Here is a 20,131-nt window from a genome sequence, read left to right as displayed (position 1 = left end):
TGTTACCTTTCCTTTACCGCAGCTTGAGGGTGGTCAGACCAAACAGGCACAGCATCAGCGTGATGATCCAGAAACGCACGACCACCTGCGTTTCCTTCCAGCCGGACAATTCGAAATGGTGATGCAGCGGCGCCATCTTCAGCAGGCGCCGCCCTTCGCCGTAACGCTTCTTCGTGTACTTGAACCACGAAACCTGCAGCATCACCGACAGCGTTTCCGCGACGAAGATGCCGCCCATGATGAACAGCACGATTTCCTGGCGCACGATCACCGCGACCGTGCCGAGCGCGCCGCCGAGCGCCAGCGCGCCGACGTCGCCCATGAACACCTGCGCGGGGTGCGTGTTGTACCAGAGGAACGCGAGCCCTGCCCCGCCCATCGCGGAGCAGAAGATCAGCAGCTCGCCCGCGCCCGGGATGTGCGGGAACAGCAGGTATTTTGAATAGACCGCGCTGCCCATCACGTACGCGAACACACCCAGCGACGCGCCGACCAGCACGACCGGCATGATCACGAGGCCGTCGAGGCCGTCGGTCAGGTTCACCGCGTTGCTCGCGCCGACGATCACGAAGTAGGTCAGCACGATGAAGCCCCACACGCCGAGCGGGTAGCTGATCGACTTCAGGAACGGCAGCATCAGGTCGGCACGTGCGGGCAGCCCCATCGACAGGCCGCTCCTCACCCATGCCATGAACAGGTCGAACACGCGCACGTTGTTCGCCTCGGACACGCTGAAGGCCAGGTAGACGGCCGCGAACAGCCCGATCACCGATTGCCAGAAATACTTCTCGCGCGACGACATCCCGCGCGGGTCCTTGTGGACGACCTTGCGGTAATCGTCGACCCAGCCGATCACGCCGAAGCCGAACGTGACGAGCATCACGATCCAGATGAAACGGTTCGTCAGGTCGCCCCACAGCAGCGTCGCGACCGCGATGCCGATCAGGATCAGCACGCCGCCCATCGTCGGCGTGCCGGACTTGACGAGGTGGGTCTGCGGGCCGTCCTTGCGCACGGCCTGCCCGACCTTCATTTGCGTCAGCTTGCGGATCACCCACGGTCCGCACACGAGCCCGATCCCGAGCGCGGTGATGGTGGCCATCACCGCACGGAACGTGAGGTACGTGAACAAGCGCAAAAAGCTTGCGTCTCCTTGCAGCCATTGCGCCAGCGCCAGCAGCATGCTTCCTTCCTTCTACTCAGTGTGCGGCGGGCGCCGTGCCCGCCGCGGGTTGGTTCGTCAGCGCGTCGACCACGCGCTCCATCTTCATGTACCGCGAGCCCTTCACCAGCACCGTCGCCGGTGCGCCGTATCCGGCCGCGAGCAGCGCCAACACGAGCGCGCCGACGTCATCGAAATGGCGGGCCGTGTCGCCGTACGCCGTGCACGCGTCGCGCGACGCGTCGCCGAGCGCGAACAGCGCATCGATCCCGCGATCGCGCGCATAGGCGCCGATCTCGCGGTGAAAAGCCGGCCCTTCTTCGCCAACCTCGCCCATGTCGCCGATCACCAGCACGCGCGGCCCCGATTGCGCGGCGAGCACGTCGATCGCGGCGCGCATCGAATCGGGGTTCGCGTTGTACGTATCGTCGACGACCGTCGCACCCGCGAGGCTCCCGGCAATCGCCTGCTTCACCTGCAGCCGGCCCTTGACCGGTTCGAACGATTCGAGGCCCTGCCGGATCGCCGACAGCGAGACGCCGGCGCCGAGCGCCGCGGCCGTCGCGGCCAGCGCGTTGCGTGCATTGTGCTCGCCGAGCGCGCGCAGCCGCACCGTGACGGCACCCGCCGGCGTGTCGATCGCGAGTTCGCCGCCGTGCAGACGGCCGACGACCTGCGCGTCGTTCTGCCGTTCGGCGTCGTGCAGCGCGAAATCGAGGATCCGGTTGCCGGTCGCCGCGACGCGCCAGATGCCCGCGTACGCGTCGTCGGCCGGGAACACCGCGACGCCATCCGGCGGCAGCGCGTGAATCACGGCCGCGTGTTCGAGCGCCACGGCTTCGACCGTCGACATGAATTCCTGGTGCTCGCGCTGCGCGTTGTTGACGAGCGCGACCGTCGGCGCCGTGAGGCGCGCGAGGACTTCGGTCTCGCCCGGATGGTTCATCCCGATCTCGATCACCGCGAGACGATGGGCGGGCGACAGGCGCAACAGCGTCAGCGGCAGGCCGACATCGTTGTTCAGGTTGCCGGCCGTCGCGAGTCGCGCGTCGGCGCCGACCGCCGCCGCGAAGATCGACGCGATCATTTCCTTGACCGTCGTCTTGCCGTTGCTGCCCGTCACCGCGACGAGCGGCAGCGGGAATCGCATGCGCCAGCCGTGCGCGAGCGCGCCGAGCGCGGCACGCGTTTCGCCGCCCACGATCGCCGGCATCGTGACGCCCGCCGGCACGTGCGCGACGAGTGCCGCGGCGGCACCGCGCGCGGCGACGTCGCCGAGGAAGTCGTGCGCGTCGAAGCGCTCGCCCTTCAGCGCGACGAACAGGTCGCCCGGCCCGGCCGTGCGGCTGTCCGTCGACACGCGGTCGAACGTGACGCCCGCGTCGCCGTGGACGGTGGCGCCGGGAATCAGACGGGCGGCTTCGCCGAGACTGAGCATCGTCATTCGCCGCCTCCCTTGCCGTGCGTCGCGCGCGCCGCCAGCGCGAGCCGCGCGTGATCCTGATCGGAGAACGTACGCTTCTTGCCCATGATTTCCTGCGTGGCCTCGTGGCCCTTGCCGGCCAGCACGACGACATCCTCGCGTGCGGCGCCGCGCACGGCCTGCAGGATCGCGCTCGCGCGATCCTCGATGCGGCGTGCGTGATCGGGTGCGGTCATGCCCGCGACGATCTGGTCGATGATGCGCTGCGGATCCTCGCTGCGCGGGTTGTCGCTCGTGACGACGGTCTCGTCGGCGAGCCGCTCCGCGATCGCGCCCATCAGCGGGCGCTTCGTTGCGTCGCGATCGCCGCCGCAGCCGAACATGCAGACGAGCCGGCCACCGCGCGCCGTGGCGATCGGGCGCAACGCGTCGAGCGTCTTTTCGAGCGCGTCGGGCGTGTGCGCGTAGTCGATCACGACGAGCGGTTCGTCGTTCTGCAGCCGGCCGCCGAGCCGCTGCATCCGGCCGTTGACCGACTCGAGCCGCTCGATCTCGGCGAGCGCCGCGTCGAACGGCACATCGGCCGCGAGCAGCGAGCCGAGTACGGCAAGCAGGTTGCTGACGTTGAAGGTGCCGAGCGTGCCGACCTCGACGTCCGCGTCGCCCCACGACGAACGCAGGCGGAATGCGGTGCCGGTGGCGGTCGCACGCACGTCGAGCGCGACCAGCTCGCGATCGGCGTCGGGTGCCGCCGCGTCGCCGATCCCGTACGCGATCGTGCGCACGCGGCCGGCCAGCTTCTCGAGCAGGCGCCGGCCGGCTGCGTCGTCGCGATTGATCACCGCCGCGCGCAGGCCGCGCCACGCGAACAGCTTCGCCTTCGCGGCTTCGTACGCATCGAACGTGCCGTGATAGTCGAGGTGATCCTGCGTGAGGTTCGTAAATACCGCGATATCGAAGGCCGTGCCGTTCACGCGGCCCTGATGCAACGCGTGCGACGACACTTCCATCGCCACCGCCTTCGCACCGGCGTCGCGCAACTGCGCGAGGCTGCGCTGCAGTTGCGGCGCGTCGGGCGTCGTGAAGCCGGTCGGCACGAGCTGGCCGGGCATCCCGCTGCCGAGCGTGCCGATCACCGCGCACGGCTGATGCAACGCCGTCAGCGCGACAGCGAGCCATTGCGTGCACGACGTCTTGCCGTTCGTGCCCGTGACGCCGACCGCGAGCAGGCTGTCGCTCGGATCGCCGTACCAGCCGCTGGCGATCTCGCCGGCGAGCTGGTCGAGCGCCGGCACCGCGAGCGCGACGGGTACGGCCGGCGCGGCGGCCAGCCCTTCCGGCTGATACAGCACGGCGGCCGCACCTTGTGCGACGGCGTTGGCAATGAAGGCGCGATTGTCTGCCCCGTCGACCGCATACGCGACGAACACGTCGCCAGCCTTGAGACTGCGCGTGTCGGCATGCAGTTGCGCCGCGGGGGCCACATGCTGACGCAGCCACGCAAGCGCGGCGGCGATCTGCTGATGCGCCGGATGGGAACTGCGGGCGGCGCTCATCGAACAACTCCTGGTGAATTACGCGTCGTGCTGGACACGATCATATGCTTCGCACCGCTCCCCGCGGCCAGCTTTTGCGGCCCCGTTGCGCTCGGCGCTGCCGGCGAATCGTCAGACACGACGAGTTGCTTGATCGGCATGTTCGGCGGGACGTTCAACGCACGCATCGTGTCGCCGGCGATCGCCGAGAATACGGGGCCGGACACCTGGCCGCCGAAGTGGCTGCCGGCGGTCGGCTCGTCGACCGACACCGCGACGACGATGCGCGGATTCGGCATCGGCGCCATCCCGACGAACGACGCACGGTACTTGCGCGTGTAGCCGTGCCCTTCATGCTTGTACGCGGTACCGCTCTTGCCGCCGACGCGATAGCCCGGCACGGCCGCATCCGGCGACGTACCGCCCGGCGCGACCACCGTCTCGAGCATCGCGCGCACTTCGCGCGCGGTGGTCGGGTTGAATACCTGCGTGCCCGTGATCGGCTGATTGGGGTCGGTCTTGAAAATGGTCACGGGCATCAGCTCGCCGTCGTGCGCGATCGCCGTGTAGGCGCGTGCGAGCTGGAACAGCGACACCGACAGGCCGTAGCCGTACGACATCGTCGCCTGCTCGATGCGGCGCCAGCTCTTCCACGGACGCAGGCGGCCGGCCACCGCGCCCGGGAACCCGACCTTCGGCGCCTGGCCGAGGCCGATGCTCGTATACATATTCCACATTTCCTCGGGCCGCATCGTCATCGCGATCTTCGTCGCGCCGATGTTGCTCGACTTCTGGATCACGCCGCCGACCGTCAGCGTGCCGAAACCCGCGTCGTCGGTGATCGGCGCGCCGTCGAGCACGAAATGCCCGTTGCCCGTTTCGACGAGCGTGTTCGGCGTCACGCGGTGCAGGTCGAGCGCGAGCGACACCGTGAATGGCTTCATGATCGAGCCCGGCTCGAACACGTCGGTCATGATCCGGTTGCGCAGTTGCTCGCCCGTCATGCGCGAGCGGTCGTTCGGGTTGTACGTCGGGTAGTTGACGAGCGCGAGCACTTCGCCGGTACGCACGTCGACAACCATCGCCGCGCCGGCCTTCGCCTTGAACTTCTCGACGGCGGCCTTCAGGTTCGCGTACGCGATGTACTGGATCTTGCTGTCGATCGACAGGTCGACGTCGGTCCCGTTGTGCGGCGGGATCTGCTCGGCGACGTCCTCGACGATGTGCCCCATCCGGTCCTTGATCACGCGACGCACGCCCGACGTGCCGGACAGCAACTTCTGGTCGCCGAGCTCGACGCCTTCCTGCCCTTCGTCCTCGACGTTCGTGAAGCCGATCAGGTGAGCGGTGATCTCGCCTTCCGGATAGAAGCGCTTGTATTCGTTGCGCTGGTAGATGCCGGGAATGTCGAGCGCGGCGACCTTGTCCGCAACGTCGAGCGGCACCTGGCGCTTCACGTAGACGAAACCCTTGTCTTCCGACAGCTTCACGCGCAGTTCCTTCGGCGTCATGCCGAGGAGCTTGCCGAGCTGGTTGATCTTGTCGGCGTCGAGATCGTCCGGCACCGCGTCGGGAATCGCCCAGATCGCGCGCACGGGCAGGCTCGTCGCGAGCACGAGCCCGTTACGGTCGAGGATCTTGCCGCGCGTCGCGGGCAGCTCGAGCGTGCGCTGGTAGCGGCTTTCGCCCTGCTTCTGATAGAACGCGTTGCCGGGCCCCTGGATCCAGAACGCCCGCGCGGCCAGCGCGACGAACGCCATGAACAGCAGGAACACGACGAACTTCGAGCGCCACATCGGCAGGTGCACGCCCAGCACGGGGCTCGACGAGAACTTCACGTTCTGGCGCTTCTGGGACGGCTTCATCGCGCGCCCCCCTTGCCCTTGCCTGCCGTGTCGGCCGACGCCGGGATCGGCGCGTCGATCGCCTTCGCCGCGCCCGGCGGCAGCGTCAGGTATTGCGTGCGGCCGGTCGAGATCGCCTGCATCTTCAGCGAATCGTTCGCGAGTTGCTCGATGCGCGACGTCTTCGACAGCGCGCTCTGCTGATATTGAAGCTGCGCGTAGTCCTGCTGGAGCTGGCGCTCCTGCGACTGCGCGCGCTGCAGCTGGATGAAGATCTGCCGCTGCTGGTTCGTCGAGTTGACGACCGACAGCGCGCAACCCATCACGATGATCAGCAGGAAGATATTGAAGCGGCTCATGGCGTGACGCGCTCCGCAATGCGCATCACGGCCGAGCGGGCGCGCGGATTCGCGGCGACTTCCGCTTCACTCGGAAACTGACGGCTGATGATCTTGAGCGGCGGGCTCGGGAGGTCGACGGCGCGGATCGGCAGGCGACGATCGACCGCAGGCGCACTGGCGTGCGCCTGCATGAATCGCTTGACGATCCGGTCCTCGAGTGAATGAAAGCTGATCACCACCAGCCGCCCCCCTTGCTCCAGCAACGACAGTGCCGCGTCTAGTACGACTTGCAGGTCCGCAAGCTCTTGATTGACGTGAATCCGTATAGCCTGAAAGGTGCGGGTTGCCGGATCCTTGCCCTTCTCACGGGTTTTGACGACGTGACCCACGATTTGGGCAAGCTCGCCCGTGGTGTCGAGAGGCCCAAGACGGTCGGACTCTGCCCGGCGAGCAACAAGCGCCTTTGCAATCTGAAAAGCAAACCGTTCTTCCCCATAATCCCGTATCACCTCCGTCAATTCCTGCACCGAAGCCCGCGCGAGCCATTCGGCCGCCGACTCGCCACGCGTCGGATCCATTCGCATGTCCAGCGGACCATCGGCGCGGAAGCTGAAGCCGCGCGCCGGATCGTCCACCTGCGGCGAGGACACGCCCAGGTCCAGCAACACACCCGCCACCTTCTCGACGCCGCGCGCCGCAAGCGCGTCGCGCATCGATGCAAAGCTGTCATGCACGATCGAGAAGCGCGCATCCTCGATGCCCTGCGCCGTCTCGATCGCCCTCGGGTCCTTGTCGAACGCGATCAGCCGCCCGGCCGGCGCGAGCCGCGCGAGCACCGCGCGGCTATGCCCGCCCCGCCCGAACGTACCGTCGACGTACACGCCGTCCGGCCGCGTCACGAGCGACTCGACCGCCTCATCCAACAGCACCGTCCGATGCCGCAATTCATTTCCCATCGCGGGCGTCTCCGTCACCGCAATCAGAACGTGAAATTCTTCAGCGCGTCGGGCATGCCCTGCGCCATCGCTGCCTGCTCCTTCGCGTTGTAGGTTTGCGAATCCCACAGCTCGAAGTGACTACCCATTCCCAACAACATGACTTCCTTTTCCAGTCCGGCTGCCATGCGCAGCTCGGGCGATACGAGAATCCGGCCCGCGCTGTCGAGATCGACGTCCATCGCATTGCCGAGAAAAATGCGCCGCCACCAGTGCGCGTCCATCGGCAGCGCGGCGATCTTGGCGCGGAATACTTCCCATTCGGGGCGCGGAAACAGCAACAGGCAGCCGTCCGGGTGCTTGGTCACAGTCACCCGTCCTTCTGCCTGTCCTTGCAGCGCTTCGCGATAGCGAGCCGGCACCGACATCCGCCCTTTCGCATCGAGCGTCAGCGCCGACGCCCCTTGGAACACTTTCCGCTCTCCCGTTCAGGGCACCGAAGCACCCGCTCAATGCTGAGAATTTAGCCGGAATAGCCCGCTAAATCACACAAAAATACACTTTCTCACACTGTCTCCCACTTTAGAGGAAGGGTGTGGCACGGTCAAGGGAGCGGCCCGCTTTTTTGACGAATTTTGTTAGTTAGAACAAGGACTTACGCGCACATGCTCATGCGCCCCCTCATACCAAAAACCGTTATAAATGAATGAGCTAGTGCAACTTGTGAAGGTGATACGTGAGAAAGACGGGCCAGACAGGCGTGCGGACGGGGCTTTCGGGGGCGGGAAAACGAGGGGGCGGCGGGCGGTATCGGGGGCGGTGAACCAGGGCGGCGTCATGCGTCGCCCCGGCGCAATTCTCAGAGATAGTACGCAGTGCTCGTCATGACTTTCGACGCGGCGCGCATCAGCATCCGCGCGGGCAGCGGCAACTCGATCCCGCCTGCGTCGGTCGCGGCCTTGCCGTGCTTCACCTCGTCGATCCGCATCTGGTCGACGATCGCGCGCGACGCCGCGTCGGTCGCCGGCAGCTCGGACATATGGCCTTCGAGATGATTCTCGACCTGCCGCTCCGTCTCGGCCATGAAGCCGAGGCTGACCTTGTCGCCGAGCGTGCCGGCCGCGACGCCGATCGCGAGCGCGCCGGCATACCACAGCGGATTCAGCAGGCTCGGGCGCGAGTCGAGTTCCTTCAGGCGGTGCGCGGTCCACGCGAGGTGATCCTCTTCCTCGCGCGCGGCCTCCTCGAACATCGCCTTCGCCGACGCCGTGCGCGCGGTGAGCTTCTGCGCCTGGTAGAGCGCCTGCGCGCAGACCTCCCCGACGTGGTTCACGCGCATCAGCCCGGCGGCATGCGTCCGTTCGGCCGGCGTCAGCTCGACGTCGGGCGCCTCGGCCGGCGTGGGCACCGGGCGGCTCATCCGGCTAATGCCGGTCAGCGATCGCAAGCCGCGATCGAATTCGCTGATCAGTTCATCCAACACGTTCCTGTTCTCCTGGCTGCAGGTGCCGCCGCGAGCGGCAAGGGCACGAGTCCGCTGCGTAACCGACTTGATTATTCAGCGGAAATTGCGGTTAACCCGTGATTTTAACCATTGTTGCATAAAGGAAACATGGCGGCCTTGCGCCACGGCATTTCGCTTTGTGGCAAAAAACGGTTTTGCTACATTACGTCCGACTTCTTGCGAAGTTGATGGGGCCCGTCAACAGAACATAACTATCTGCCCCGCCAAAAAAATTCAGTGATTCTTGGAGATCCGTTAATGAAAAAGTCGCTTCTCGCGCTCGTCGCGCTGGGCGCGTTCGCTGGCGCTGCCCAAGCGCAAAGCAGCGTGACGCTTTACGGCATCATCGATGAAGGCCTGCTCTTCAACAACAATGCAGGCGGCAAGCACCTGTACAGCATGGCCAGCGGCGTGATGCAAGGCAGCCGCTTCGGCCTGCGCGGCACCGAAGACCTCGGTGGCGGCCTGAAGGCAATCTTCACCCTCGAAAACGGTTTCGACGTGAACAGCGGCAAGCTCGGTCAGGGCGGCCTGATGTTCGGTCGTCAGGCCTACGTCGGCCTGTCGAGCCAGTACGGCACGGTCACGCTGGGTCGTCAGTACGACTCCGTCGTCGACTTCGTCGGCCCGCTCGAGGCAGGCGACCAGTGGGGCGGCTACATCGCCGCTCACCCGGGCGACCTGGACAACTTCAACAACGCCTATCGCGTGAACAACGCGGTCAAGTTCACGAGCCAGAGCTACGGCGGCATCACGTTCGGCGGCCTGTACAGCTTCGGCGGCCAGGCAGGCCAGTTCTCGAAGAACCAGGTCTGGTCGCTCGGCGCAGGCTACAACAACGGCCCGCTGGTCCTCGGCGTCGGTTACTTGAACGCACGTACGCCGAACCAGTTCGGCGGCATGTTCAACAACGGTTCCGCATCGTCGTCGGTTTCGTCGCCGATCTACGGCGCGTACGCGAACAACGCGAACACGTACCAGGTCATCGGTGCAGGCGGCGCCTACACGTTCGGCGCGGCAACGATCGGCGCGACGTACTCGAACACGAAGTTCAAGGGCTTCTCGGCAGGCCCGTTCGTGAACCAGACCGCGACGTTCAACAACGGCGAAATCAACTTCAAGTATCAGCTGACCCCGGCGCTGATTCTCGGCGCGGCGTACGACTACACGCAAGGCAGCAAGATCGACGGCAACTCGGCAGCCAAGTACCACCAAGGCTCGCTGGGCGTCGACTACTTCCTGTCGAAGCGCACGGACGTCTACGCAATCGGCGTGTACCAACACGCTTCGGGCAACGTGCTCGACGCGAACGGCAACGTCCTGAAGGCAACCGCGGCGATCAACGGTCTCGCAGGTTCGAGCTCCGCCAACCAGGTCGCAGCGCGCGTCGGTATCCGTCACAAGTTCTAATCAGCTTGCCTGACAAGCCGCAGCATATTGAAGGCGCCTTCGGGCGCCTTTTTCTTTTCCCCGGCGGCGACCATGCTGGACCGGCGCGCCAGAAATCCGCCGGCCAATCACGGTGAAAGCGCCACCGGCGCGCCATGTGCGCCGGTCGTGTCGGCACAATCGACGATGCGATGGGCCGCCGGCCCGCCGCGGAAAGCGGCTGGTTCCGATCCGCGTCATCCGCAAACAAAAAAGCCCGGCGTCTGCCGGGCTTTTTCGCTCAACCTCGCCGCGACTTACGCGCGTCCGTCGCGCAACTCGCGCCGCAAGATCTTGCCGACGTTCGTTTTCGGCAGCTCCGTACGGAATTCGACCAGCTTCGGCCGCTTGTAGCCGGTGAGCCGCTCCTTGCAGTAGGCCAGGATGTCCTTGTCGGTGAGCGCCGGATCCTTCTTCACGACGAACAGCTTCACGGCCTCGCCGGAATGCTCGTCGGGCACGCCGACCGCCGCCACCTCGAACACGCCCGGATGCGACGCCACCACGTCCTCGACTTCGTTCGGATACACGTTGAAGCCGGACACGAGGATCATGTCCTTCTTCCGGTCGACGATCTTCACGTAACCGCGCGCGTCCATCACGCCGACGTCGCCCGTCTTGAAGAACCCGTCCGGGAACATGACCTTCGCGGTCTCGTCGGGCCGGTTCCAGTAGCCCGCCATCACCTGCGGCCCGCGGATGCAGATCTCGCCGGGTTCGCCGAGCGCCACGTCATTGCCGGCATCGTCGCGGATCGCCACCTCGGTCGACGGCAGCGGCAAACCGATCGTCCCGCTGTATTCGGTCGCCGTCACGGGATTGCAGGTCGCCACCGGCGACGTTTCGGACAGCCCGTATCCTTCGATGATCGCGGTATGGGTCTTTTCATACCAGCGCTTCGCGACCCCTTCCTGGATCGCCATGCCGCCGCCGTTGGCGATCACGAGCTTCGACAGGTCGAGCTGACTGAATTCGGGATGGTTCAGCAGCGCGTTGTACAGCGTGTTGACCGCCGGAATCGTCGAGATCTGATAGCCCTTCAGCTCCTTGATCATGCCGGCGATGTCGCGCGGGTTCGGGATCAGGACTCCCATGCCGCCCGTGCGCATCGTCAGGAAACCGCAGACGGTCAGTGCGAACACGTGATACAGCGGCAGCGCGACGACCGTCACGAACTGTTTCACCTCCGGGTATTTCTCGTGTGCCGGATGGTGCCAGGCGCCGGCCTGCAGCACGTTCGACACGATGTTCCGGTGCAACAGCGTCGCGCCCTTCGCGACGCCGGTCGTCCCACCCGTGTATTGCAGGAACGCGACGTCGTCGGGGCCGATCTTCTGCGGCTTGAACGCCTGCCGCGCGCCTTCCGACAGCGCGGCCTTGAAGCGCGTGAACGACGGCAGCTGCCATGCAGGCACCATCTTCTTCACGTTGCGCACCACGTAATTGACGAGCCACCCCTTGATGCCCAGCAGGTCGCCCATCGATGCGACGACCACATGCTTGACGGCCGTATTGGCGATGACGGACTGCAGCGTCGACGCGAAATTCTCGAGGATGACGATCGCTTCCGCGCCGCTGTCCTTCAACTGGTGCTCGAGCTCGCGCGGCGTATAAAGCGGGTTGACGTTGACGACGGTGTAACCGGCCCGCAGTACCGCGGCGATCGTCACCGGATACTGGAGCACGTTCGGCATCATGATCGCGACGCGCGCGCCGCGTGCGAGGCCACGGGATTGCAGCCACGCGCCGAACTGCCGCGACAGCTTGTCGAGTTCACCGTACGTGATGCCCTTGCCCATGCAGACGAACGCCGTGCGATCGCGATACTGCCGGAAGCTTTCGTCGAGCAGGTCCGGGACAGAAGGATAGGGAGACGCGTCAATTTCGGCTGGAACGCCGGGTGGGTACGATTTCAGCCAAATTTTGTCCATGCCGCGCGTCTCCTCACAGATTTTCGAATGGTCGTGCTAAAACGCATCGTAACGGCTCCCCCGCCCCGAGACAACAGGGTTAGATGTCCACTTCGAACTTCCGAGGATATTCGTCCGACCATAACGCGATATTCGATCAAATTCGTTCAACTTCCACAAGACAATCGTAAAACGTCGCCGAATTGCCGAGATCGGTCAGCGCCTGGCTTGTCACCTCGTTCGCGTTCCTGCCGTCGGGCGACAGTTTCTTCCACCAGATCGACAGTCCGACGACGAGCCCCGCCCGTGCGCGATCGGTAACCCGTGCGAGCGCCTGCATCGAACCGCGATCGTTGAAGATGCGGACGACGTCGCCCTCCGCGATGCCGCGCGCCTCGGCGTCGGACGGGTGCATGTCGAGGTGCGGCTCGCCTTCCGTCGTACGCAGGCTGTCGACGTTCACGAACGTGCTGTTCAGGAAGTGGCGGGCCGGCGGCGAGATCATCGCGAGCGGATAACGCGCGGCAAGCTCGGGCGCGGCCTCGGCCGATTCGAACGGCGGCAGGTAGTCCGGGACGGGGTCCATGCCCATCTGCTCGAGCCGCGGGCTGTAGAACTCGCACTTGCCTGACGGGGTGCGGAAACCGCCGTTCGCGAACGGCGCCTCCGGCAGCTTGAGCTTCAGCCAGCCTTCCCGCTTCAACGTTTCCCAGTCGCTGTCGAGTGCCGGGTCGTCCCAGCGGAGCGCCGCACGCGCGACCTCTTCGTCGGTGTGATACAGCGCCGGCTCGTCGAGCCTCATGCTGCGCGCGATGCCACGGAAGATCTCCGTGTTCGGCCGCGCCTCGCCCACCGGCGGAATCGACGGCAGGTTCGCCATCACGTAGGTGTGGCCATACGATTTGTGAATATCGAGATGCTCGAGCTGCGTGGTCGCCGGCAACACAATGTCGGCAAAATCGACGGTATCTGTCTTGAAATGCTCGAGAACGACCGTAAACAGATCGTCACGCGCGAACCCAGCGGCGACCTTCGACGAATCCGGCGCGACCGCCACCGGATTCGAGTTGTACACGATCACGGCTTCGACTTTCGGCCCGAATGTCGCATCGCCGGGGTGCAGCAGCGCGTCGCCGATCGCATTCATGTTGATGATGCGCGGCAGCTTGTGCGGCCAACCCGGCATCAGATCCGGGCGCAGCAGCGCCGCCTGGTTGACCGGTGCGGATTCCGACGACGACAGCAACAGCCCGCCCGCGCGGTCGCGCCACGCTCCCGTCAGCGCCGGCAGGCTGGCAATCGCGCGCACGGCATTGCCGCCGCCGCGAACGCGCTGCATGCCGTAGTTGAGGCGGATCGATGCCTTTCGCGTGGCGCCGTAGCGACGCGCAAGATCGATCAGCTCCGACGCATCGATGCCGCAGATCTGCGCGACCCGCTCCGGCGGATAGGACATGGCGCGCGCCTTGAGCGCGTCAAAACCCAGCGTATGGTCAGCGATGTAGTCGTGATCGAGCAGATTTTCGGTGATCAACACATGCATCATGCCGAGCGCAAATGCACCATCGGTACCCGGTTTCAGCGCAATGTGCTGATGGCACTTCTCCGCGGTCAGCGAGCGATAGGGATCGATCGCGACAAGACGCGCACCGCGGCGCTTCGCTTCCTGCGCGCGGGTCCAGAAGTGCAGGCTCGACGCGATCGGATTCGCGCCCCATATCAGAATCAGTTCGCTTTCCTCGAAGTGCTCGAGGTGCATGCCGAGACTGCCGCCATACGTATATCGCAGCCCCGCCGCGCCTGCTGCCGCACAGATCGTGCGCTCGAGCCGCGATGCGCCGAGCGTGTGGAAGAACCGTTGGGCGATGCCCTCGCCCTGCACGAGCCCCATCGTTCCGGCGTAGCTGTACGGCACGATCGCTTCCGGCGCGCGCGCGGCGATTTCACCCAGGCGACGGCCGATCTCGTCGAACGCCTCGCTCCAGCTGATCGGCTCGAAGCGCCCTTCGCCCTTCGGGCCGACGCGTTTGAGCGGAACCGTGAGGCGATCGGGATGATGGACGCGGTCGGCGTAACGGCTGACCTTCGTGCACAACACACCTTGCGTCGGCGGATGATCGGGATCGCCCGTTACCTTGATCGCCTTCCCGTTCTCGACGGTCACGCGCATTGCGCACGTGTCCGGACAATCGTGCGGGCAAACGGCCCGGGCTACCTGGGTGGCGGCGTTCATCGTCTTGAATGCGGAGGTGGGGATTCGCGAATTTTACGTGGACACGCCGGATAACGCGCTCATTTCGTTCGGGACTCGGGTTATCTGAACGAAGACCGACTGACATTGCCGCGCACGCGCATTTCCGCCGCCGAAATGCAAAAACCCCCGCCTTTCGGGCGGGGGTTTCTGGCTTAGGGAGCCTGACGATTACCTACTTTCACACGGGAATCCGCACTATCATCGGCGTAGAGTCGTTTCACGGTCCTGTTCGGGATGGGAAGGGGTGGGACCGACTCGCTATGGTCATCAGGCAAAGAGGGTTGTTGCGTTGCTTCGCAGCGCAACCAATCTTGGAAGAAGCAGTAATTTTTGAGTTGTGCGTATCAGCACATCGCGGTCATTCAACCGCTGTCTGTAAAACAGACTTGTTATAGGATCAAGCCTTACGGGCAATTAGTATCAGTTAGCTGAACGCATTACTGCGCTTACACACCTGACCTATCAACGTCCTGGTCTCGAACGACCCTTCAAGGGGATCTAGTCCCCAGGGATATCTCATCTTAAGGCGAGTTTCCCGCTTAGATGCTTTCAGCGGTTATCTCTTCCGAACATAGCTACCCGGCGATGCCACTGGCGTGACAACCGGTACACCAGAGGTTCGTCCACTCCGGTCCTCTCGTACTAGGAGCAGCCCCCTTCAAATATCCAACGCCCACGGCAGATAGGGACCAAACTGTCTCACGACGTTTTAAACCCAGCTCACGTACCTCTTTAAATGGCGAACAGCCATACCCTTGGGACCGGCTACAGCCCCAGGATGAGATGAGCCGACATCGAGGTGCCAAACACCGCCGTCGATATGAACTCTTGGGCGGTATCAGCCTGTTATCCCCAGAGTACCTTTTATCCGTTGAGCGATGGCCCTTCCATACAGAACCACCGGATCACTATGACCTGCTTTCGCACCTGCTCGACTTGTCGGTCTCGCAGTTAAGCACGCTTATGCCATTGCACTATCAGCACGATTTCCGACCGTACCTAGCGTACCTTCGTACTCCTCCGTTACGCTTTGGGAGGAGACCGCCCCAGTCAAACTGCCTACCATGCACTGTCCCCGACCCGGATCACGGGCCAAGGTTAGAACCTCAAACAAACCAGGGTGGTATTTCAAGGACGGCTCCACCGAAACTAGCGTTCCGGTTTCATAGCCTCCCACCTATCCTACACAGATCGGTTCAAAGTCCAATGCAAAGCTACAGTAAAGGTTCATGGGGTCTTTCCGTCTAGCCGCGGGTAGATTGCATCATCACAAACACTTCAACTTCGCTGAGTCTCGGGAGGAGACAGTGTGGCCATCGTTACGCCATTCGTGCAGGTCGGAACTTACCCGACAAGGAATTTCGCTACCTTAGGACCGTTATAGTTACGGCCGCCGTTTACCGGGACTTCAATCAAGAGCTTGCACCCCATCATTTAATCTTCCGGCACCGGGCAGGCGTCACACCCTATACGTCCACTTTCGTGTTTGCAGAGTGCTGTGTTTTTATTAAACAGTCGCAGCCACCAGTTTATTGCAACCCCTTCACCCTCCTGGCGCAGGCCAGTCAAGCTACAAGGGCGTACCTTATCCCGAAGTTACGGTACCAATTTGCCGAGTTCCTTCTCCCGAGTTCTCTCAAGCGCCTTAGAATACTCATCTCGCCCACCTGTGTCGGTTTGCGGTACGGTCATCGTTAGACTGAAGCTTAGAGGCTTTTCTTGGAACCACTTCCAATTGCTTCGCTCCCTAAGGAGCTCGCGCCACACCCTTGAATTGCGCACCCGGATTTGCCTAAGTGCCTTCTCCAATGCAGCGACCGGGACTTCCAACACCCGGACAACCTTCCGCGATCCGTCCCCCCATCGCATCTAACAATGGTGCAGGAATATTGACCTGCTTCCCATCAGCTACGCATTTCTGCCTCGCCTTAGGGGCCGACTCACCCTACGCCGATGAACGTTGCGTAGGAAACCTTGGGCTTACGGCGAGGGGGCCTTTCACCCCCTTTATCGCTACTCATGTCAGCATTCGCACTTCCGATACCTCCAGCACGCTTTTCAACGCACCTTCGCAGGCTTACGGAACGCTCTCCTACCATGCGTGCAAAGCACGCATCCGCAGCTTCGGTATATAGCTTAGCCCCGTTACATCTTCCGCGCAGGACGACTCGATCAGTGAGCTATTACGCTTTCTTTAAAGGGTGGCTGCTTCTAAGCCAACCTCCTGACTGTTTTAGCCTTCCCACTTCGTTTCCCACTTAGCTATATTTGGGGACCTTAGCTGGCGGTCTGGGTTGTTTCCCTCTTGACACCGGACGTTAGCACCCGATGTCTGTCTCCCGTGATTGCACTCTTCGGTATTCGGAGTTTGCTATGGCGGGGTAATCTGCAATAGACCCCCCAACCATGACAGTGCTCTACCCCCGAAGGTGAGACACGAGGCACTACCTAAATAGTTTTCGGAGAGAACCAGCTATTTCCAGGTTTGTTTAGCCTTTCACCCCTATCCACAGCTCATCCCCTAACTTTTCAACGTTAGTGGGTTCGGACCTCCAGTACGTGTTACCGCACCTTCATCCTGGCCATGGATAGATCACCTGGTTTCGGGTCTACGCCCAGCAACTGAACGCCCTATTCGGACTCGCTTTCGCTACGCCTGCCCTATACGGTTAAGCTTGCTACTGAACGTAAGTCGCTGACCCATTATACAAAAGGTACGCCGTCACCCCTTACGAGGCTCCGACTGTTTGTATGCATGCGGTTTCAGGATCTATTTCACTCCCCTCCCGGGGTTCTTTTCGCCTTTCCCTCACGGTACTGGTTCACTATCGGTCGATCACGAGTATTTAGCCTTGGAGGATGGTCCCCCCATCTTCAGACAGGATTTCACGTGTCCCGCCCTACTTGTCGCACACCTAGTTCTTTCATACTGTTTTCGCCTACGGGGCTATCACCCGCTATGGCCGCACTTTCCAGAGCGTTCGGCTAACAATACAAATAAAGAGTGCAAGGCTCATCCCATTTCGCTCGCCACTACTTTGGGAATCTCGGTTGATTTCTTTTCCTGCGGTTACTTAGATGTTTCAGTTCACCGCGTTCGCTTCGCATGGCCTATGTATTCAGCCATGGATACTCCAAAAGGAGTGGGTTTCCCCATTCGGACATCTACGGATCAAAGCTCGTTTGCCAGCTCCCCGTAGCTTTTCGCAGGCTACCGCGTCCTTCATCGCCTGTGATCGCCAAGGCATCCACCACATGCACTTGTTCGCTTGACCCTATAACGAGTCTGTCTCATCGACAGCCGCTACAGGTTGAGTTCTCGCGTTGTGCCGTATTCCAAATTGAGTCGAACATAGAGTTCGAATCATCTTGAGATACATCGATACAATCACAACCCGGATAGTTTTCACGTCCATCTCAAGACGCTTCCGCTATCCAAATTACTTACTTCTTCCAGATTGTTAAAGAACGACAGCCGATATCTGTTGATATCCTCTGACTGGCTCAATCGCCAATGCAAAATTCTCGGTTCAGCGTGTGAACCAAGCACTTAGCGTTGGTGATTGGTGGAGGCAGACGGGATCGAACCGACGACCCCCTGCTTGCAAAGCAGGTGCTCTCCCAGCTGAGCTATGCCCCCATTGAGTACAGATGCCTCAGGTGTGTTACCGCCAGACAATGGTGGGTCTGGTTGGATTCGAACCAACGACCCCCGCCTTATCAAGACGGTGCTCTAACCGACTGAGCTACAGACCCCTGAGTCTGTCTTTAAATTACAGCCGATAAGCGTGAGCGCTCAACTTGTGCGAGAAGCTCTGGAAAGGAGGTGATCCAGCCGCACCTTCCGATACGGCTACCTTGTTACGACTTCACCCCAGTCATGAATCCTACCGTGGTGACCGTCCTCCTTGCGGTTAGACTAGCCACTTCTGGTAAAACCCACTCCCATGGTGTGACGGGCGGTGTGTACAAGACCCGGGAACGTATTCACCGCGGCATGCTGATCCGCGATTACTAGCGATTCCAGCTTCATGCACTCGAGTTGCAGAGTGCAATCCGGACTACGATCGGTTTTCTGGGATTAGCTCCCCCTCGCGGGTTGGCAACCCTCTGTTCCGACCATTGTATGACGTGTGAAGCCCTACCCATAAGGGCCATGAGGACTTGACGTCATCCCCACCTTCCTCCGGTTTGTCACCGGCAGTCTCCTTAGAGTGCTCTTGCGTAGCAACTAAGGACAAGGGTTGCGCTCGTTGCGGGACTTAACCCAACATCTCACGACACGAGCTGACGACAGCCATGCAGCACCTGTGCGCCGGTTCTCTTTCGAGCACTCCCGCCTCTCAGCAGGATTCCGACCATGTCAAGGGTAGGTAAGGTTTTTCGCGTTGCATCGAATTAATCCACATCATCCACCGCTTGTGCGGGTCCCCGTCAATTCCTTTGAGTTTTAATCTTGCGACCGTACTCCCCAGGCGGTCAACTTCACGCGTTAGCTACGTTACTAAGGAAATGAATCCCCAACAACTAGTTGACATCGTTTAGGGCGTGGACTACCAGGGTATCTAATCCTGTTTGCTCCCCACGCTTTCGTGCATGAGCGTCAGTATTGGCCCAGGGGGCTGCCTTCGCCATCGGTATTCCTCCACATCTCTACGCATTTCACTGCTACACGTGGAATTCTACCCCCCTCTGCCATACTCTAGCCTGCCAGTCACCAATGCAGTTCCCAGGTTGAGCCCGGGGATTTCACATCGGTCTTAGCAAACCGCCTGCGCACGCTTTACGCCCAGTAATTCCGATTAACGCTTGCACCCTACGTATTACCGCGGCTGCTGGCACGTAGTTAGCCGGTGCTTATTCTTCCGGTACCGTCATCCCCCGACTGTATTAGAGCCAAGGATTTCTTTCCGGACAAAAGTGCTTTACAACCCGAAGGCCTTCTTCACACACGCGGCATTGCTGGATCAGGCTTTCGCCCATTGTCCAAAATTCCCCACTGCTGCCTCCCGTAGGAGTCTGGGCCGTGTCTCAGTCCCAGTGTGGCTGGTCGTCCTCTCAGACCAGCTACTGATCGTCGCCTTGGTAGGCCTTTACCCCACCAACTAGCTAATCAGCCATCGGCCAACCCTATAGCGCGAGGCCCGAAGGTCCCCCGCTTTCATCCATGGATCGTATGCGGTATTAATCCGGCTTTCGCCGGGCTATCCCCCACTACAGGACATGTTCCGATGTATTACTCACCCGTTCGCCACTCGCCACCAGGTGCAAGCACCCGTGCTGCCGTTCGACTTGCATGTGTAAGGCATGCCGCCAGCGTTCAATCTGAGCCAGGATCAAACTCTTCAGTTTAAACCTGTTACTGTTTTCGGTTCGGTTAAGAACCGGTCGCTCACTCAAAGCTGACAGGAATATGAATCACTTCATAAACCTGACTTACTTTAGTGTGAGACTCTTGATACTTTCGCTATCTGATCCGAGGATCAGCTCGCTGCCATCAAGCGCCCACACTTATCGGCTGTTAATTTTTAAAGAGCAATCTGCGAGGAACATCGCGTTTCCCGGCAGCGCTGCGTTTTCAGCAGCAGAGAAGCGAGATTATGAACCGTGTTTCGCAGTTCGTCAACAACTTTTTGCACTACGTCGTTGCGACCGCGGGGCTCAACTTCCGTACCGCCGAGGCCGTTCCTGCCAAGCCTCAACCGCACTGCTTCCCTTCCTTCCGCGCCGCGTTTCCGTGAGCGCGAAAGAGGCGTGATTCTATGCACCTCGCGCCGCCCGCGCAAGCCCTTTGT

Annotated in this window: 11 protein-coding genes, 2 tRNA genes and 3 rRNA genes; 1 reads left to right on the top strand and 15 read right to left on the bottom strand. The window is 62.0% G+C overall.

Annotation, left to right across the window (positions count from 1 at the left end; genetic code table 11):
- Positions 1-13 precede the first annotated feature (13 nt).
- The 8 genes from mraY to coq7 form a co-directional block, all read right to left on the bottom strand.
- Positions 14-1,183 (bottom strand): phospho-N-acetylmuramoyl-pentapeptide-transferase, encoded by a 1,170-nt coding sequence (gene mraY / locus WJ12_RS02420; protein ID WP_006477019.1) that lies wholly within the window; start codon positions 1,181-1,183, stop codon positions 14-16.
- 16 nt (positions 1,184-1,199) lie between these two features.
- Positions 1,200-2,606 (bottom strand): UDP-N-acetylmuramoyl-tripeptide--D-alanyl-D-alanine ligase, encoded by a 1,407-nt coding sequence (locus WJ12_RS02415; protein WP_059558079.1) that lies wholly within the window; start codon positions 2,604-2,606, stop codon positions 1,200-1,202.
- Positions 2,603-4,141, bottom strand: a complete 1,539-nt coding sequence (locus WJ12_RS02410; protein WP_059558080.1) for a UDP-N-acetylmuramoyl-L-alanyl-D-glutamate--2,6-diaminopimelate ligase — start codon at positions 4,139-4,141, stop codon at positions 2,603-2,605. The genes WJ12_RS02415 and WJ12_RS02410 overlap by 4 nt, the downstream gene beginning before the upstream one ends.
- Positions 4,138-5,985 (bottom strand): peptidoglycan D,D-transpeptidase FtsI family protein, encoded by a 1,848-nt coding sequence (locus tag WJ12_RS02405; RefSeq protein WP_034186348.1) that lies wholly within the window; start codon positions 5,983-5,985, stop codon positions 4,138-4,140. Before WJ12_RS02405 ends, WJ12_RS02410 begins: the two co-directional genes overlap by 4 nt.
- Complete coding sequence (gene ftsL, locus WJ12_RS02400) at positions 5,982-6,323, bottom strand: cell division protein FtsL (RefSeq protein ID WP_034186347.1); 342 nt, start codon at positions 6,321-6,323, stop codon at positions 5,982-5,984. The genes WJ12_RS02405 and ftsL overlap by 4 nt, the downstream gene beginning before the upstream one ends.
- A complete protein-coding gene (gene rsmH, locus WJ12_RS02395) occupies positions 6,320-7,261 on the bottom strand; it encodes a 16S rRNA (cytosine(1402)-N(4))-methyltransferase RsmH (protein WP_034186443.1) in 942 nt (313 codons plus the stop codon). The genes ftsL and rsmH overlap by 4 nt, the downstream gene beginning before the upstream one ends.
- Before the next feature lie 23 nt (positions 7,262-7,284).
- Positions 7,285-7,713: a division/cell wall cluster transcriptional repressor MraZ gene (gene mraZ, locus WJ12_RS02390; RefSeq protein ID WP_006487094.1), complete on the bottom strand. Its 429-nt coding sequence runs from the start codon at positions 7,711-7,713 to the stop codon at positions 7,285-7,287.
- Positions 7,714-8,099: 386 nt separating this feature from the next.
- A complete protein-coding gene (gene coq7, locus WJ12_RS02385) occupies positions 8,100-8,723 on the bottom strand; it encodes a 2-polyprenyl-3-methyl-6-methoxy-1,4-benzoquinone monooxygenase (RefSeq protein ID WP_034186346.1) in 624 nt (207 codons plus the stop codon).
- Positions 8,724-9,002: 279 nt separating this feature from the next.
- On the opposite strand from coq7, the gene WJ12_RS02380 reads away from it, so the two are divergent.
- Entirely contained in the window at positions 9,003-10,154 is a 1,152-nt protein-coding gene (locus WJ12_RS02380) for a porin (RefSeq protein ID WP_034186345.1), read from the top strand.
- A gap of 275 nt (positions 10,155-10,429) precedes the next feature.
- On the opposite strand, the gene WJ12_RS02375 is transcribed toward WJ12_RS02380, so the two are convergent.
- From WJ12_RS02375 to WJ12_RS02345, 7 genes are all read right to left on the bottom strand, one after another.
- A complete protein-coding gene (locus WJ12_RS02375; protein ID WP_034186344.1) occupies positions 10,430-12,103 on the bottom strand; it encodes a long-chain fatty acid--CoA ligase in 1,674 nt (557 codons plus the stop codon).
- Positions 12,104-12,239: 136 nt separating this feature from the next.
- On the bottom strand, positions 12,240-14,315 hold the full coding sequence (locus WJ12_RS02370; protein WP_059558082.1) for a molybdopterin-containing oxidoreductase family protein: 2,076 nt from the start codon (positions 14,313-14,315) through the stop codon (positions 12,240-12,242).
- A 180-nt stretch (positions 14,316-14,495) separates the two neighbouring features.
- Positions 14,496-14,608 (bottom strand): 5S ribosomal RNA (gene rrf, locus WJ12_RS02365).
- 121 nt (positions 14,609-14,729) lie between these two features.
- Positions 14,730-17,611, bottom strand: a 23S ribosomal RNA gene (locus WJ12_RS02360).
- 289 nt (positions 17,612-17,900) lie between these two features.
- Positions 17,901-17,976 (bottom strand) — tRNA-Ala (locus tag WJ12_RS02355).
- Between the two features lie 39 nt (positions 17,977-18,015).
- A tRNA-Ile gene (locus WJ12_RS02350) sits at positions 18,016-18,092 on the bottom strand.
- Between the two features lie 63 nt (positions 18,093-18,155).
- Positions 18,156-19,688: ribosomal RNA gene (locus WJ12_RS02345) — 16S ribosomal RNA — on the bottom strand.
- The 16S, 23S and 5S rRNA genes sit together here with 2 tRNA genes alongside, the layout of an rRNA operon.
- Positions 19,689-20,131: the final 443 nt, after the last annotated feature.

The sequence above is a fragment of the Burkholderia seminalis genome (assembly GCF_001718535.1).
Lineage (GTDB): Bacteria > Pseudomonadota > Gammaproteobacteria > Burkholderiales > Burkholderiaceae > Burkholderia > Burkholderia seminalis.
This window is presented reverse-complemented; position numbering and strand designations above follow the sequence as displayed.